Here is a 15,223-nt window from a genome sequence, read left to right as displayed (position 1 = left end):
TTTTTTAATCGTCAGACGGAGATCACCATCATGAGTTTCCAGGTTAATCCATAACCCAGAGCACTTAATAATGTCGGGATGATAATGCTGCGGGTCTTATAAAAGCTCAGCCCGAGAATGATAAACCCCATAAGCGTTGGGACCAGACGCTGAGCGTCGTGCATGATTTCAGGCACGCTTGAAACAACCAGTAAGGCACAAATTGACGCTATCCCGATACTGTCGAGCAGCACGCCAGTTGGCCCTCGTTTCGCCGGGCGAGTCGAGTTTGCCCTGATGCGCAGCGGCAAATAGCGAAACAGATAGTTGGCAAGCCCGACCAGCAGACCCAGCAAAAGCACTTGTGTACTCATCCAGGTTCTCCTTGATAAAACGCCTGCACCAGGGCTGCCAGGCAACCACAGACAATGCCTGCAAGAATCGCCGCTGGAATGGAAACCAGCGTGACGCCCAACAATGCGCCAGCAAGCGATGCGGTTACCGTCCAGGACTGCTTACGCTGGAACGATGCCAGCAAGAAGCTCAGGAAAAGCGCCGGTAACATAAAACTTAACGCGGCTTCTACAGCCGGGAACTGGTCAAGCAAACCATTTCCGGACCATGAGCCAAGTGCCGTGCCCAACACCCATGAGAACCACGAACTGAATGCGATACCAATCATCCAGTTTTCGCTCCAGCGGCGGTTATCGCGCACCAGTTTTGCGGTGGCGGCGGCAAAGACTTCGTCCGTCAGGCCAAAGGCCCAAATTGCCGTTTTCGGTTTGCTTAGCTGGCGTGTTATTCGTTGACGCAGGGAAGGGCCGTACAAAACGTGTCGCACATCCATTGCCATGACGGTTAATGCGGCAACCCACAGAGAGCTGCCCGCAGCCAGCAATGCGGTAATCACAAACTGGCTTGCACCCGCATAAATAATGCAGGAGAAAAACAGACTTTCGAATGGGGTGAATCCCAGTTTCGTGGCATTAAGCCCAAATGCAAATGCCACCGGAATGTAACTGATGACAATCGGTAAACTGTCTTTCAGCCCTTCAACCCAGGTAGCATCATTTTGGTTATTATTTAAGTGATCTTCTGCAGGACTATCCATATTAACTATTTATAAGTTTCTGACGTTAATGTCACTCGAATGAACAAACAGGGATAACCTTAACAGACTGGTACGACCCTTAATACCCCAAATTCTCCATAGGGAACGTAAAGGATTAGTGCCATCACGGCTGACGGTGATAACCGCGCCACCACACTACTAAATTTAGTAGGGCGATGATGGCCCCCGCAGCACACACGCCGTTCCACCCTGCATGTTGATAAGCGCTGGCAGAGATAATGGAACCGGCGGCACCGCCAATAAAGTAGCTGGTCATATAGCCTGCGGTCAGGCGGTTTCGCGCATCCGGCATCATGCGATAGATAACGGTTTGGTTGGTGATATGCACACCCTGAACCGTTAAATCCAGCACCAGAATCCCGACAATAAGTGCGATCACAGAGAACTGACCCATGGCGACAGCAATCCACGACAGCAGTAGCAGCACCAGGCCAATCGTGGTGGTGAGATGCGCTTTGCCTTTGTCGGCAAACCCGCCAGCCGGACGTGCACCCAGCGCACCCGCGGCACCCGCCAGGCCAAACAGGCCAATCGTCGCTTCAGAGAAGTTAAATGGTGGGGAGGCGAGCAAAAATGCCATAGACGTCCAGAGAATACTGAAGTTTGCGAATGTCAGGCAGCCCAGCAGTGCGCGTGTACGCAGCAGCGGGTTTTTGATAAATAAGCCGAAGACGGAAGAGAGTAATTGCGGGTAATTCAGATGCGTTTCTGACTTCACTTTTGGCAAGCCGCGCCACAGAGCAATAGCCATAAAGATCATCAGCACACTGGCGACCCAATACACGGTGCGCCAGCCCCCAAGGCTTGCCAACAGCCCGGCAACGGTACGTGCCAGCAGGATCCCCAGCAGCAGCCCGCTCATAATAGTGCCGACCACTTTGCCGCGCTTTTCGGGCTCAGCAAGCGTTGCGGCCAGCGGCACCAGAATTTGCGCCACGACCGAGAACAGACCGGTTAGCGCAGTGCCAAGAATCATCACCCACAGTGTCTGGCTTAGCGCCGTGATAACCATGCCACCTGCCGCCAATAGCGTCATGAAGACAATCAGCCCGCGGCGTTCAAACATATCCCCAAGCGGCACCAGCAACAGCAAACCTGCGGCATAACCCAGCTGTGCGGCGGTAACAATAAACCCGGCCTGGTTAATCGAAAGGGAAAATGCATTAGCGATGGTATCGAGCAGAGGTTGCGCGTAGTAGTTACTGGCAACGGCCAATCCCGTGGCGATAGACATCAGGACGATAAGCGCAGGGCTAAGTCCGTGAGAGGTATTTTTCATTCTTATTCTTCAGCTTTTGATGATGGAGCGCGAATAATAACGAATATTAATATAAGTGGGGGTCGGATTGTGCGGTGAGCGAAAATGCCCTCATCCCGGCCTTCTCCCCCAGGAGAAGGAGAAAACCGTCCAGTTCTCTCTCCTGGAGAAGGAAAGAACCGCCCAGTTCCCTCTCCTGGGGGAGAGGGAACTGGGTGAGGGCGTGAATACTTTACTTCGCGGCTAACGCTTCTTTCACCCAGCCATCAAACTGCGCCTGGTGAGCTTTAATCCAGCCATCAACATGGCTCTGAATATCAGCTTCTGATGATTTACCGTTATGCATCATTGCATTCTCGGCATTGATATCCGCCAGTGGCAGTTTCATCAGACTAAACAATTTCGCCGCCTGTGGGTTTTTCTCAGCCCAGGCACGGTTTGCCACGATATGCATGGTATTGACCGGGAAACCATAGTTCGCGCCATTCGGCAGTTTGGTATCCACGTCTTTCTGCGCACCCGGCATAGAAGAGAATGGAACCTGCAACCACACCACGTCTTTACCTGGCACCATCACGTCACTCACCCAATATGGTGTCCAGGTGTAATACAGAATCGGTTTGCCTTCTTTGTGACGCGTAATGGTGTCGGCAATCATCGCCGAATAGTTACCCTGGTTATGTTCCACGGTATTCGTCAGGCCAAACGCACCAATCTGGTGATTGATAACTGCTTCACAGCCCCAGCCTGGCGTACACCCGGTCAGGTCAGCTTTACCGTCGCCGTTGGTATCAAACAGTTTGGCAATTTTCGGATCTTTTAACTGTTCAATATTAGTGATTTTGTATTGCTCGGCGGTTTTCTTATCGATCAAATAGCCTTGAGCCGCCCCCTGAACATAAGTCCCTTCACGGTAAAATTTCTTATCACCGCCAGCGGCTTTATACATATCGTCGTGCAATGGCTTCCAGTTAGTGGCGATAAACGTAATGTCGCCTGCGGCCATTGAGGTATATGCCACGTTGTAATCCACTTCACTTGGCTTGCTGACGGTATAACCCAGTTTTTCAAGGGCCCGGCCAACTAATAATGTTTGAAATGATTCTTCTGAGATGGTGCTCTGAGCGGGCTGAACGGTAATGCCTTTACCCGGCAGGTCAGCTGCGAAAGCGCTGGTGGTAACGAGTGTGGCGAGTGTTGCGGCGAGAAGCGTCGTGTTTCGCATCGTTAATTATCCTTTTACGGTGATGGGGCGTGAGGCGGCACGAATGCCGCCATCATGTTTATTTGATGAAGGGACGGGTCATAAGACCGATTGGGCCAGTGTTGAACCAGCGGCGGTTGCCACGGCTGCGTGAATCGCGGCCAATGGACTGAGTTAAGCGATCGAGAATAATGGCAAGGATCACAATGCCGACGCCACCGACGGTCGCAAGACCCATATCGAGGCGGCCAATACCGCGCAGCACCATCTGACCCAGACCACCAACGGCAATCATCGAGGCGATAACCACCATCGAAAGTGCCAGCATCAGCGTCTGGTTAACACCCGCCATAATGGTCGGCATCGCCAGCGGTAACTGCACTTTGAACAGCATCTGGCTTGGGCTTGCGCCAAACGAGCGTGATGCTTCAATCAAATCTTCCGGTACCTGCTTAATACCCAGGATCGTCAGGCGCACAATTGGCGGCAGGGCAAAGATAATCGTCACCACCACACCCGGCACGTTACCGATACCAAACAGCATCACGATTGGCACCAGGTAAACAAACGCCGGCGTGGTTTGCATCGCATCCAACAGCGGGCGAATTATCTTCGCGGCACGTTCACTGCGGGCAAGCCAAATCCCCAACGGTAAGCCGATTAACATGCAGAACAGCAGGGCGGTCAGAACCAGCGCCAGTGTCACCATTGCTTGTGACCAGGCGCCAATCGCGCCAATCGCAACCAATGAAATCAGCGTCGCAACACCCATGCCGACGCTCGACATCTGCCAGGCAATCAGCGCAAACAGAATGATGGCAACCGGCGCAGGCATCCCCAGCAAGAAGTGCTGGAAGCCGCTAAGGATGTAATCCACCGGCACGCGAATGCCCTGAAACACCGGGCGAAAGTGAGTGACTACCCAATCAATGCCGTGCGTCACCCAGCTATCGAGCGGGATCAGCGTCTTATGAAACGGGTCGAGAATATTAAAATGCTCTGGCTGCGGTGCTGGTGCTGAATTCAGCCAGTCTGCACTGCTGCTGGCTGCAGGCGTTGAAGTAGCCTGGCTTCCCCACGCATCAGCAGAAGCTGCGGCCTGATGAGTTGTTGTGTCGGCAGCGGCACTGCCGGTATCCCACGGATTTGATGCACTCATTGACTTACCCCCTCACGATCTAACGCCTGTAGCAACACCCCTTTTGAGATGATGCCCACGTACTGACTCTCTTCCCCAATCACCGGAACCGCGCACGGTGCCTGGCCGACATGGGTGAGCAGATCGCTCAGTGACGTATCAGCGGAAACAGCCGCTGGAGATTCGAGGTAAGCCGTGTCCAGACCTTCACCCGCAGCGAGTGCGGCTTTCAGGGAATCTGTCGAGACAATGCCGAGGAATTTTTGACCGCGTTCAATGACATAACCAAATTCACGGTCTTCATCTTGCAGCAATTTAAGTGCCGAACGAGGGCCAAAACCGGCGGTTTTACGCAACAGACCCGCAGGGCTACGACGGGCAATATCTTTGGCGCTAAATACCTGGCTAATATCCACACCACGGAAGAAGGTGCGCACATAATCATTAGCCGGGTTATTCAGAATTTCATCCGGTGTGCCGACCTGCACAACTTCACCACCTTGCATAATGGCAATCCGGTCGCCAATACGCATTGCTTCATCTAAATCGTGGGAAATAAATACAATGGTACGCTGGTGTTTTGCCTGCAATTTAATTAACTCGTCCTGCATTTCAGTACGAATTAATGGATCGAGGGCGGAGAAGGCTTCATCCATCAATAATATATCGGGATTAATGGCTAACGCACGGGCCAATCCAACGCGCTGACGCATGCCGCCCGAAAGCTCATCGGGATAGGCGTGAGAATAATTTTCAAGCCCCACCTGACGCAATGCATCAAGTGCTTTTTCATGACGAACTTTGAGCGGAATACCTGCCAGTTCCATACCGAAAGCAGCGTTATTTAATACCGTCATATGAGGCATTAAAGCAAAGGACTGGAATACCATGGAAATCTTATTTTTACGCACTTCACGCAGTTGCGTATCTGATATCTTGGCGATATCAACACCATCAATCAGCACCTGTCCACGGGTTGGTTCAATCAGGCGATTGAGAAGGCGAACCATGGTGGATTTACCGGAACCCGATAACCCCATGATGACAAAAATCTCGCCTTCTTCAATGGCCAGACTGGCGTCTTTTACGCCAAGCGACAGCCCTGTTTTTTCCAGTAATTCAGCTTTCGAAATACCCTTTTCTATATATTTGAATGCGCGCTGTGGATGCTCACCAAATACTTTATATAAATTCTTCACTTCTAGTTTAATTGCCATGCAATAAAGTTATTCCTGTATTTATATATTTATACACAATTCCTGATGGAAATATTCACTGCATATACCCTAACATACTCAGAATCTGAGACAACCCTCGATTTCCGATATATCCAATATCCACGTGGCTGGTGTGGGTGGAATTTCCCATGAGTAAAGGGCTGAGAGCAAATCAGAGAAAGATGATATTTTTTGTAAGCGAAGGCGAAATTTGCCTGAATAGGACATTATCCAGGCGGAAATGTAAACAGCAATTTTGTCGTATTTACTGAAAATATTAACGCCAGAAATAGCAGGTTATTTGGCTTAATTTACGATAAGAAGCCAAAATAACTCGCGTTGTAGTATCGCGACAAAGCCGCAAGTTCCCAGGAGCATAGATAGCTATGTGACTGGGGTGCACGGGTGCAGTCAATGCACCTGCGGCTCGTAGTATAAAGGTTTTTAGAAATCCCAATCCTCGTCTTGAGTTTCCACCGCTTTTCCCATCACATACGATGAGCCAGAGCCTGAGAAAAAGTCGTGGTTTTCGTCAGCATTGGGTGAAAGTGCTGCCAGAATCGCCGGGTTAACTTCAGCCATTTCAGGCGGAAATAACGCGCTATAACCCAGGTTCATTAGCGCCTTGTTGGCGTTATAACAAAGGAACGCTTTCACCTCTTCCTGCCAGCCGACGCCGCCGTATAGCGCATCGGTATAGGCCACTTCGTTATCGTAAAGATCCATTAGCAAATCGAGGGCGAAGTTTTGTAGCTCGACCTGGCGATCAAGGCTTTGCTGCGCCAGCACTTTCTGAAATTTATAGCCGATGTAATAACCGTGTACTGCTTCGTCACGAATAATCAGGCGAATCAGGTCAGCCGTGTTGGTCAACTTGCCGCGACTTGACCAATACATCGGTAAATAGAAGCCGGAATAGAAGAGGAAGGACTCCAGAAATACACTGGCGATTTTCTTCTTAAGCGGATCGTTGCCGTGATAATGGGTGAGAATAATTTGCGCCTTACGTTGCAGCGGCGGGTTCTCTTCGCTCCACGCATACGCGGCATCAACATCATTGGTCTGGCAAAGCGTCGAGAAAATCGAACTATAGGAACGTGCGTGTACCGCTTCCATAAAGCTGACGTTCGACAAAACCGCCTCTTCATGTGGCGTAATCGCATCAGCCATTAATACCGGCGCACCGACCGTATTCTGAATAGTGTCCAGCAGAGTCAGCCCGGTAAACACGCGGATAGTCAGTTGCTGTTCTTCGCGGCTAAGCGATTGCCATGCCGGGATATCGTTCGATAGCGGAATCTTTTCCGGCAACCAGAAATTGCTGGTTAAGCGGTTCCATACTTCGAGATCTTTCTCATCCTCGATATTATTCCAGTTGATGGCGCGGGCCTGAGTTAGCTGAGTCATGTTCTCTCCTTATAAAGCACAAGACACGCAGCCCTGCACTTCTGTTCCTTCCAGCGCCATCTGGCGTAAGCGAATGTAATAGAGCGTTTTGATACCTTTTTTCCAGGCATATATCTGCGCTCTATTAATATCTCGTGTGGTGGCGGTATCACGGAAAAACAGCGTCAGCGACAAGCCTTGATCAACGTGGCGGGTGGCTTGCGCGTAAGTGTCGATTATTTTTTCCGGGCCGATATCGTAGGCATCCTGGTAATATTCCAGGTTGTCGTTGGTCATAAACGGGGCCGGATAATAAACGCGCCCGGTTTTACCTTCTTTGCGGATCTCAATACGCGAAACAATCGGGTGAATACTCGAGGTCGCGTGGTTGATATACGAGATAGAACCCGTCGGCGGAATGGCCTGCAAATTCTGGTTATACAGGCCGTATTCCATCACATCGTCACGCAACTGCTGCCACTGCTCGCGGGTGGGAATGGCAACGCCTGCGGCGGCAAATAATTCACGCACTTTGTCGGTTTTTGGCAGCCATGTTTCGTGCAGATACGGGTGGAAATATTCGCCAGTGGCGTAGCGCGACTGCTCGAAACCTGCGAAGCGTTGTTTGCGTTCGCGGGCCAGTAAATTCGAGGCTCTGACCGCATGCCAGGTTACGGTGTAGAAATAGATGTTAGTGAAATCCAGCCCTTCGGGTGAGCCATAAGCAATACCTTCGCGAGCCAGATAACCGTGCAGATTCATCTGCCCAAGCCCGATGGCGTGCGAGGCTGAATTTCCCGCTTCAATCGACGGCACTGAACGAATGTGGCTCATATCGGAAACGGCTGTCAGCCCACGAATGGCCGTTTCTATGGTCTGGCCAAAATCTGCGGAGTCCATCGCATGGGCGATATTTAGTGACCCGAGATTGCAGGAAATATCTTTGCCAACCTGTTCATAATCGAGATTTTCGTTATACGTCGACGCACTATTCACCTGCAAAATTTCCGAGCACAGGTTGCTCATATTAATGCGCCCGGCAATCGGGTTAGCGCGGTTCACCGTGTCTTCAAACATGATGTACGGGTAGCCAGACTCAAATTGAATTTCCGCAAGCCGCTGGAAGAAATCGCGTGCATTAATAACGGTTTTGCGAATGCTGTCGTCCGCCAGCATTTCTTCATAAAGTTCGCTAACGGCAATATCCCCAAATGGCTTGCCGTAAATCCGCTCGACGTCATAAGGTGAGAACAGCGCCATCGGCTGGTTATCTTTTGCCAGCTGGAAGGTGATATCCGGGATCACTACGCCAAGGGAGAGTGACTTAATGCGAATCTTCTCGTCGGCATTTTCGCGCTTGGTGTCGAGGAAACGTAAAATGTCCGGGTGATGGGCGTGCAGATAAACCGCCCCCGCACCCTGGCGAGCACCAAGCTGGTTGGCATATGAAAAGGCATCTTCCAGCATTTTCATCACCGGGATAACACCGGATGACTGATTTTCAATACGTTTAATTGGCGCACCGACTTCACGCAAATTCGATAGTAAGAAAGCCACGCCGCCACCGCGTTTGGAAAGTTGCAACGCCGAATTCACCGCCCGGCCAATAGACTCCATATTGTCTTCAATTCGCAACAAGAAGCAGGACACCAACTCGCCGCGCTGCATTTTTCCACAGTTCAAAAATGTGGGCGTGGCAGGCTGGAAGCGACCGCTAAGCATCTCATCCATCAGCTGGTTTGCGAGCTTTTCGTCACCTTGTGCCAGGGTCAGCGCCACCATACACACGCGGTCCGGGAAGTGTTCCAGATACTCTTTGCCGTCATAAGATTTCAGCGTGTAGCTGGTGTAATACTTCCAGGCGCCGAGAAACGTTTTGAACTGGAAACCGCTGTCGTGTGCTTTTTCGAACAGGCTCTCCACAAAACGGCTGTCGTAGCGTTGCAGCACGGCATTATCGTAATAACCTTCGGCCACAAGATAGTCGAGGCGAGCTTGCTGGTGGGGAAACTGGCGCGAACGGGGTAGCACATGTTGTTTATGGAATTGCTCTACCGCCAGCTTATCTTTCTCAAACTGGATGCGCCCCTGCGAATCATAAAGATTCAGCATGGCGTTGAGCGCGTGGTAATCCGCGCTTTGCGTCGCTAAGACGTTGATAGTTTCTGTCGTTGCCAAAATTCTTTGACTCCCTTACGCACGTTTTCAAGGTCCTGGTCAGTGCCGAGTAGCTCAAAACGATAGAGATACGGCACCTGGCATTTTTGGGCTATTACGTCGCCCGCCCGGCAAAACCCTTCGCCGAAGTTACGATTTCCGGAGGCGATCACGCCGCGCAGCAGGCTCCGATTCACCGGGTTATTTAAAAAACGAATCACCTGGGCGGGAACGGCACCCGCAATCCCGCCGCCACCGTAGCTCGGCACAATCAAAATGTAGGGTTCCGTCACTTCTGGCCGCTGTTTGAAATCGAGCGGAATACGCAACGCGGGCAATCCCAGGCGTTCAACAAAACGCAGGGTATTTTCCGAAGTGCTGGAGAAGTAGACGAGATGACTCATGCTGTCGCCAGGTTGCGCAGGCGGTTGATCATATCCGGGCGAAAGCCGCTCCAGCTCTCTTGATCGGTGACGACAACCGGCAGCTGGCGATAACCAAGGGCGCGTAATTCGTCGGCGGCTTCCGGGGTTAAATCGAGATTAATCAGCTCAAAAGTGAACCCACGGCTTTCGATGGCGCGTTTAGTTGCGTGGCATTGGACACAGTCATTTCGAGTGTATATGGTAATGCGCATGATTCTTATTCTCTGTGTTGTTGAGAATATGAATACTAGATGTGGGAAATAAAATAATCAACCATACAAGATATAGTATTTTTAGATAACGATAGAAAGGGTGATGAGCGTGGCGGGATGTAAACAACCCTCACCCTAGCCCTCTCCTGGGGGAGAGGCCGGGGTGAGGGCTGAGGGCAAAAAATTACATCCGCATACTGATCGCCAGGCGGTTGAACGCATTCATCAGGCTTGCAGTGAAAGTCAGATCGCTAATCTCTTGCGCCGTGAAGAATTGCAGCAGCGGTTGGTATACCGCATCTTCTGCGCCACCTTCGCTAATTAAGGTTATTGCTTCGGCCCAGGCCAATGCCGCGCGCTCTTTTTCGCTGAAGTGATTACTCACTTTCCAGCCGGCCAGGGCATCTAGCTTGGTCTGGTCTACGCCATCTTTGCGCAGCGCTTTTGAGTGCATCTCGAGGCAATAGGCGCAGCCGTTAATTTGCGAGACGCGCAGGAAAACAAGTTCAATCAGGGTTGAGCCGAGCGAGCTTGATTCCAGGCCTTTCAGTGCCTGAAGCATAGGCTTAAATACGGCTGGGGAAAGGTCGTAATAAGGCTGGCGTAATTCAATCATGGGGTAATCCTCGTGTTGGTGTGCGGGCAATTTAGCACTATGATGGACTACTAAAGAGAGCCATAAATTAACTGATTAAGCAGGCCATAATGGCAAGGTCAATTGAACCCGTAGTGAGTGCTCACCATTCGATTCCGCGTTACCAGCAAATCGCAAGGCAACTCAAACAGGCTATCAGCGACGGTGAACTCAGTGCCGGTAGCCGCCTGCCATCGAGCCGAACCATGGCGCTTGAACTGGGAGTGGCGCGTGCGACGGTAGAAAATGCCTATGGGGAGCTGGTCGCTCAGGGCTGGCTGGAAAGACGTGGCCAGGCGGGAACTTTTGTCAGCCCATCAGCCACCACCGGTGCTAATAACCCGACATTTTCGAGCAGCCAACCGCAAGGTGCGCCGCTCCCATTTCAGGCAGGCTTACCGGCGCTGGATGCTTTCCCGCGAGCGTTGTGGGCGCGGATTATGGGGCGGCGTGTTCGCCTGCAAACGCGATATGATTTGGTCCTGCCGGAAGCTAACGGGGAGTCCACATTGCGTCAGGCGATTGTCGACTATCTGCGTTTTTCGCGCAGCATAGATTGCCAGCCGGAGCAGGTTTTTATCACCGCAGGTTTTCAGGCGGCTATGCGCCTGGTAGTGCATACACTGGCGAAACCCGGTGATGGGATCTGGCTGGAAGATCCAGGCTATCGTTATGTGCGCCCGGTTTTTGCCGAAGCGGGGATGGCGCTGCACGCTGTACCGGTTGATGGTGAGGGGATGCAGATTGACTACGGTATCAACCATTTCCCGGATGCGCGTTTTGCGTTACTGACGCCTGCGCACCAAAGCCCGCTGGGAGTGGCGTTGTCGCTGACTCGCCGCCGTCAGTTGCTTGACTGGGCTGCGACTAACGAAAGCTGGGTGATTGAAGATGATTACGACAGTGAATTTCGCTACCAAGGGAAACCGTTACCGCCGATTAAAAGCCTCGATGGCCCGCAGCGCGTTATCTACGCCGGGACATTCAGCAAATCCCTGTTTCCCGCTTTGCGCGTGGCCTGGCTGGTGGTACCGCAACAGCATGTTGAGGCGTTCTCACGGCATACGCACTACTTGCCGTGTACCGCTCCGTTATTGATTCAGCAAACCATTGCTGACTTTTTACGCGAAGGTCACTTCTGGCGGCACCTTAAAAAAATGCGTCTGTGCTATAGCGAGCGGCGGTTATGGCTCGAACATGCGCTGCAACAGCAAGGTTTCGATGTGGTTCCCCAGGCAGGCGGGATTCAACTGGTCATGGGCGTAAAGGGTGACGACCGTGCGCTGGTGGCAAAAGCGCGAGAAGCCGGGCTTGCCGTGCAGGCACTGAGTGACTGGCGTATGGTTTCAAAAGGGGAAGGGGGGATTTTGATGACTTTTACTAATCTGACTTCAGAAGCCATGGCCCATCAAGTGGTGAAACAATTGCGTGAAGCCATTTCCTGAAACAACCTGAAATTATGACGCATAAAGAAACCCCGGAAATCTCCGGGGTTAAGACGCATCTTTATTATCACTACACTTTTATCGCTAGCGGCGGGAAGCTAACAACGCTCCGATGAAGATACCGACAGCTGCGCTGATACCCACGCTTTGCCATGGTTTGTCGCGCACATAAGTATCGGCACAACCGACTGCATCACAGGCGGCCTGTTTCACACGAGTGCGGCCATGCAGGCGTGCACGTGTCTCTTTCAATAGAGACTCCGCTTTTTTACGGGCGGCTTCCCCTTCTTCTTTAACATCGCTACCGAACGATTTTAGAACCTCTTCTAGCGTATCGGCCAGCTGGTTCACGTCACGGTTAATATCATCAACGCCTTCGTCTACATCATTTCGATTTACGCGGTTAAACATTGGTTTCTCCCTTTTTGCGATGTACTTCTCAGTGTAGACCATAATTTTTAGTAATGAGCCGTGTTGCGTTCTTTCGGGGTCTTTATGGACTAATCTGAAAGCGTTGCTAATGCTGGTTATTGTAAGGTTGCGCTGCAATAGAAGCTGATGAGGAAAAATTATGTATTTACGACCTGATGAGGTGGCCCGGGTTCTTGAAAAAGCCGGTTTTACCATGGATATCGTGACACCAAAAACGTACGGATATCGCCGCGGTGAGAATTACGTCTACGTGAACCGCGAAGCGCGCATGGGGCGCACGGCGTTAATTATTCACCCAACACTAAAAGAACGAAGCCAGACCCTGGCAGACCCGGCGACAGATGTAAAAACCTGCGACCATTACCAGCAATTTCCGCTCTACCTGGCTGGCGAAACTCATCAGCATTATGGAATTCCGCACGGCTTTAGTTCACGCATTGCCCTGGAACGCTATTTATCAGGTTTGTTCGGCGAGCATTAATCGCCAGAGGCGTTGCTGCGCTTACGCGTCAACGCTTTTTGCGTTATCAAACCCCCGCTTTTGCGTTCCGGTAACCACTGATACGGAACAAGCGACGGCAATAATCGAGAAAATAGCCATAAGCTGCACCCATGAGCATCGACACGATAATGTTCGAGCTGACCGCAGCGGCTATCTGGTTCCAGTCTGCACCCACCGACCACAAAATGGCGACGTAAATTGGCGACTGAAAGGTCACGTAAGCCAGCACATCAGCGAGATTTTTTGCCCACGTAGCCTGGCTGTAGCGTTTGGTAAAACGCATGAAAGCGTCACGGTAAAAACCGTATGGCCAGGCGATCAGGATGTTGACGGGTACGGCGACCAGCCTTGACGAGAGCGACTGCTCAAAGCTCATGCCTGAGAGAAAGATCTCAATCATCATGTTCACCACCGAGCAATACACTACCATCGCAAAAGTATCTGCGACTGCATGGCGCAGGCGTGACTCAGGAGAAAACATTATTCCAGCTCCGCATGATAATAAGAGATATACACTGCCATTATGGGTTAATGGCAGTGCTAACAAATGTGATTATTTGACGTGGCTAGATTATATCCCTACGTGCAATTCGACAATTAGTGATAAATTTTTATTTAATGGCGTTTCGTCAATAAAATCCGCTAAATGAGACTTAACAGGCAGCGTTTCCTGATTTTGTCGCTCCGCTTCTTCTTTTTTATTTAAAATCATAGAGTTAATTTTTTACGTCATGCTGATGTGTTTTTGGCTATCCAGTGATGAAAAAATCGTTATATAATTATTTATATAACGATATAAATAACAGGAGCAAAAGCGTGGATAACCATTTTGGTAAGGGATTGATGGCAGGGCTGAAAGCCCGTGAAGCTGACAGTGTCACCAGGGTGACTCGCTTCTGTTCTGACTACAAACGCGGGTTTGTGTTGGGGTTCAGCCATCGCATTTCAGAGCAGACCGGCGACCGCCAGCGTGCTGCATGGGAAGCTGGGGTTTTGACGCGCCGATACAATCTCGATAAAGACCTGGTGGCTGACTTTTTCAAAGAAGTTAATGCGGATGCAGCAGTGAAATGTTTTTTTGCGGGCTATGAAAGAGGCTATTGATTTTATTGGCTCATTTTCGCCATGCCCGGTTGTTGATAACTGGCGACGACAAGGACAGGGCATATTTTATTGCGTTATTTCAGGCGGGTAAGCACAGCCCGCCTGAAGATGAAAACATCAGCAAACCCCAAAATCATCGTCTTCTTTATACAAAACAACGTCTTCAGCTTTTAACGTGACCTTTTCGCCGCTCAAGATATTTCTCGGTGTACAGAACAACGTGTCGCCCTGAACATCCAGTACTTCATATTTCGGGCCGCCTTTTTTGGGTTGCACGAGATCGCCTGCTTTGAACATAGTTAACCTCATTCAATTAAGAGAAATGAACAACAGATACCGTTAACCATAGCCCAGCCAACCGGGTTATATCGAGTAAACTTAACGCTTATTCCACGGCATTTTTTCCAGTAAGCGAGCCATGCCGCAAAATCCGCTGATCCCGGCAAATACTAAACCTGCGCCAACAAAACCAGACAATAAAAAGAAAGCGGGATTAACCGCAAACCCAAGTACAACTCCTGCCAGTACCAACGTCCCGGCAGCGATTTGCACCTGGCGCATGAGCGGTAGCGGTTGTGATTTATCAGCCAGAATTTCCTGCCCGTCTTTCTTCCAGGCATCTAACCCACCGGCGAGAAGCAATACTTTTGCCGGATCCACGGCATCGGCCAGTTTTTGTGCATTTTGAGTCGTGCGCATTCCGGACTGGCAATGAAAAATCACGGTATCGAAAGGGTCGAATGGGCCCAAACGGTCACCGTTTTCGATGGCCGAAAGCGAGAGCAAATGCGCCTCCGGGATATTCTCACGCGCATGTTCGTCGCGTTCGCGGATATCAATCAACGCAGCCCCTTGGGCGACCAGAATTTTGGCTTGCGCCGGGGAAATAGTCTCAATAGTCATGCGCTTCCTCACGGACAATAAATAGCTTTAAGCGTGCCCTTAAGGTATCACAGCCAGCAAGTTAAGTTTTATGCTCGGGGGTTTAGTGGATAAAC

General features: G+C 50.9%; 18 protein-coding genes. 3 read left to right on the top strand and 15 right to left on the bottom strand.

The genetic code is table 11. The features are described from left to right. Window positions 1–11: 11 nt before the first annotated feature. The 11 genes from ygaH to M975_RS14300 form a co-directional block, all read right to left on the bottom strand. Complete coding sequence (gene ygaH / locus M975_RS14350) at window positions 12–353, bottom strand: L-valine transporter subunit YgaH (RefSeq protein ID WP_064560490.1); 342 nt, start codon at window positions 351–353, stop codon at window positions 12–14. Continuing rightward, entirely contained in the window at window positions 350–1,090 is a 741-nt protein-coding gene (locus M975_RS14345) for an AzlC family ABC transporter permease (protein ID WP_064560487.1), read from the bottom strand. Before M975_RS14345 ends, ygaH begins: the two co-directional genes overlap by 4 nt. Before the next feature lie 124 nt (window positions 1,091–1,214). Continuing rightward, complete coding sequence (locus M975_RS14340) at window positions 1,215–2,390, bottom strand: MFS transporter (protein ID WP_064560485.1); 1,176 nt, start codon at window positions 2,388–2,390, stop codon at window positions 1,215–1,217. A 211-nt stretch (window positions 2,391–2,601) separates the two neighbouring features. Beyond that, window positions 2,602–3,594 (bottom strand): glycine betaine/L-proline ABC transporter substrate-binding protein ProX, encoded by a 993-nt coding sequence (proX, locus tag M975_RS14335; protein ID WP_064560483.1) that lies wholly within the window; start codon window positions 3,592–3,594, stop codon window positions 2,602–2,604. A gap of 58 nt (window positions 3,595–3,652) precedes the next feature. Next, window positions 3,653–4,732: a glycine betaine/L-proline ABC transporter permease ProW gene (proW, locus tag M975_RS14330; RefSeq protein WP_064560481.1), complete on the bottom strand. Its 1,080-nt coding sequence runs from the start codon at window positions 4,730–4,732 to the stop codon at window positions 3,653–3,655. Next, window positions 4,729–5,928: a glycine betaine/L-proline ABC transporter ATP-binding protein ProV gene (gene proV, locus M975_RS14325; protein ID WP_064560479.1), complete on the bottom strand. Its 1,200-nt coding sequence runs from the start codon at window positions 5,926–5,928 to the stop codon at window positions 4,729–4,731. Before proV ends, proW begins: the two co-directional genes overlap by 4 nt. A gap of 444 nt (window positions 5,929–6,372) precedes the next feature. Beyond that, window positions 6,373–7,335 (bottom strand): class 1b ribonucleoside-diphosphate reductase subunit beta, encoded by a 963-nt coding sequence (nrdF, locus tag M975_RS14320; RefSeq protein ID WP_064560477.1) that lies wholly within the window; start codon window positions 7,333–7,335, stop codon window positions 6,373–6,375. Between the two features lie 9 nt (window positions 7,336–7,344). Continuing rightward, window positions 7,345–9,474, bottom strand: a complete 2,130-nt coding sequence (nrdE, locus tag M975_RS14315) for a class 1b ribonucleoside-diphosphate reductase subunit alpha (protein ID WP_425339018.1) — start codon at window positions 9,472–9,474, stop codon at window positions 7,345–7,347. After that, a complete protein-coding gene (gene nrdI / locus M975_RS14310) occupies window positions 9,462–9,875 on the bottom strand; it encodes a class Ib ribonucleoside-diphosphate reductase assembly flavoprotein NrdI (RefSeq protein ID WP_064560473.1) in 414 nt (137 codons plus the stop codon). Before nrdI ends, nrdE begins: the two co-directional genes overlap by 13 nt. Then, window positions 9,872–10,108, bottom strand: coding sequence for a glutaredoxin-like protein NrdH (nrdH, locus tag M975_RS14305; protein WP_064560471.1), 237 nt, complete (start codon window positions 10,106–10,108; stop codon window positions 9,872–9,874). The genes nrdI and nrdH overlap by 4 nt, the downstream gene beginning before the upstream one ends. Window positions 10,109–10,292: 184 nt before the next feature. Further along, window positions 10,293–10,724, bottom strand: a complete 432-nt coding sequence (locus tag M975_RS14300; RefSeq protein WP_064560469.1) for a carboxymuconolactone decarboxylase family protein — start codon at window positions 10,722–10,724, stop codon at window positions 10,293–10,295. Between the two features lie 89 nt (window positions 10,725–10,813). On the opposite strand from M975_RS14300, the gene pdxR reads away from it, so the two are divergent. Further along, window positions 10,814–12,187, top strand: a complete 1,374-nt coding sequence (pdxR, locus tag M975_RS14295; protein WP_064560467.1) for a MocR-like pyridoxine biosynthesis transcription factor PdxR — start codon at window positions 10,814–10,816, stop codon at window positions 12,185–12,187. Between the two features lie 84 nt (window positions 12,188–12,271). Here pdxR and M975_RS14290 read toward each other — a convergent pair whose 3' ends face one another. Further along, window positions 12,272–12,598 (bottom strand): ElaB/YgaM/YqjD family protein, encoded by a 327-nt coding sequence (locus M975_RS14290; protein WP_034457412.1) that lies wholly within the window; start codon window positions 12,596–12,598, stop codon window positions 12,272–12,274. Window positions 12,599–12,758: 160 nt separating this feature from the next. Between M975_RS14290 and M975_RS14285 the strand changes: the two genes are divergently transcribed. Continuing rightward, the gene (locus M975_RS14285) at window positions 12,759–13,100 is read left to right on the top strand and encodes a DUF2002 family protein (RefSeq protein WP_034497867.1); all 342 of its coding nucleotides are present in this window, start codon (window positions 12,759–12,761) and stop codon (window positions 13,098–13,100) included. A gap of 46 nt (window positions 13,101–13,146) precedes the next feature. On the opposite strand, the gene alaE is transcribed toward M975_RS14285, so the two are convergent. Continuing rightward, window positions 13,147–13,602 carry an L-alanine exporter AlaE gene (gene alaE / locus M975_RS14280; protein ID WP_064560465.1) on the bottom strand — a complete coding sequence of 152 codons (456 nt, stop codon included), beginning with the start codon at window positions 13,600–13,602 and terminating at the stop codon, window positions 13,147–13,149. Between the two features lie 335 nt (window positions 13,603–13,937). Between alaE and M975_RS14275 the strand changes: the two genes are divergently transcribed. Continuing rightward, window positions 13,938–14,225, top strand: a complete 288-nt coding sequence (locus M975_RS14275; RefSeq protein WP_064560463.1) for a DUF2623 family protein — start codon at window positions 13,938–13,940, stop codon at window positions 14,223–14,225. Window positions 14,226–14,342: 117 nt separating this feature from the next. Here M975_RS14275 and M975_RS14270 read toward each other — a convergent pair whose 3' ends face one another. Beyond that, window positions 14,343–14,522, bottom strand: coding sequence for a hypothetical protein (locus M975_RS14270; RefSeq protein WP_064544059.1), 180 nt, complete (start codon window positions 14,520–14,522; stop codon window positions 14,343–14,345). Window positions 14,523–14,603: 81 nt separating this feature from the next. After that, window positions 14,604–15,128 (bottom strand): rhodanese family protein, encoded by a 525-nt coding sequence (locus M975_RS14265; RefSeq protein ID WP_064560461.1) that lies wholly within the window; start codon window positions 15,126–15,128, stop codon window positions 14,604–14,606. Window positions 15,129–15,223: the final 95 nt, after the last annotated feature.

Origin of the sequence: Buttiauxella brennerae ATCC 51605, assembly GCF_001654925.1 — a bacterium.
GTDB lineage: Bacteria > Pseudomonadota > Gammaproteobacteria > Enterobacterales > Enterobacteriaceae > Buttiauxella > Buttiauxella brennerae.
The sequence above is the reverse complement of the archived record's forward strand: the minus strand, read 5'-3'. Positions and strand labels throughout refer to the sequence as shown.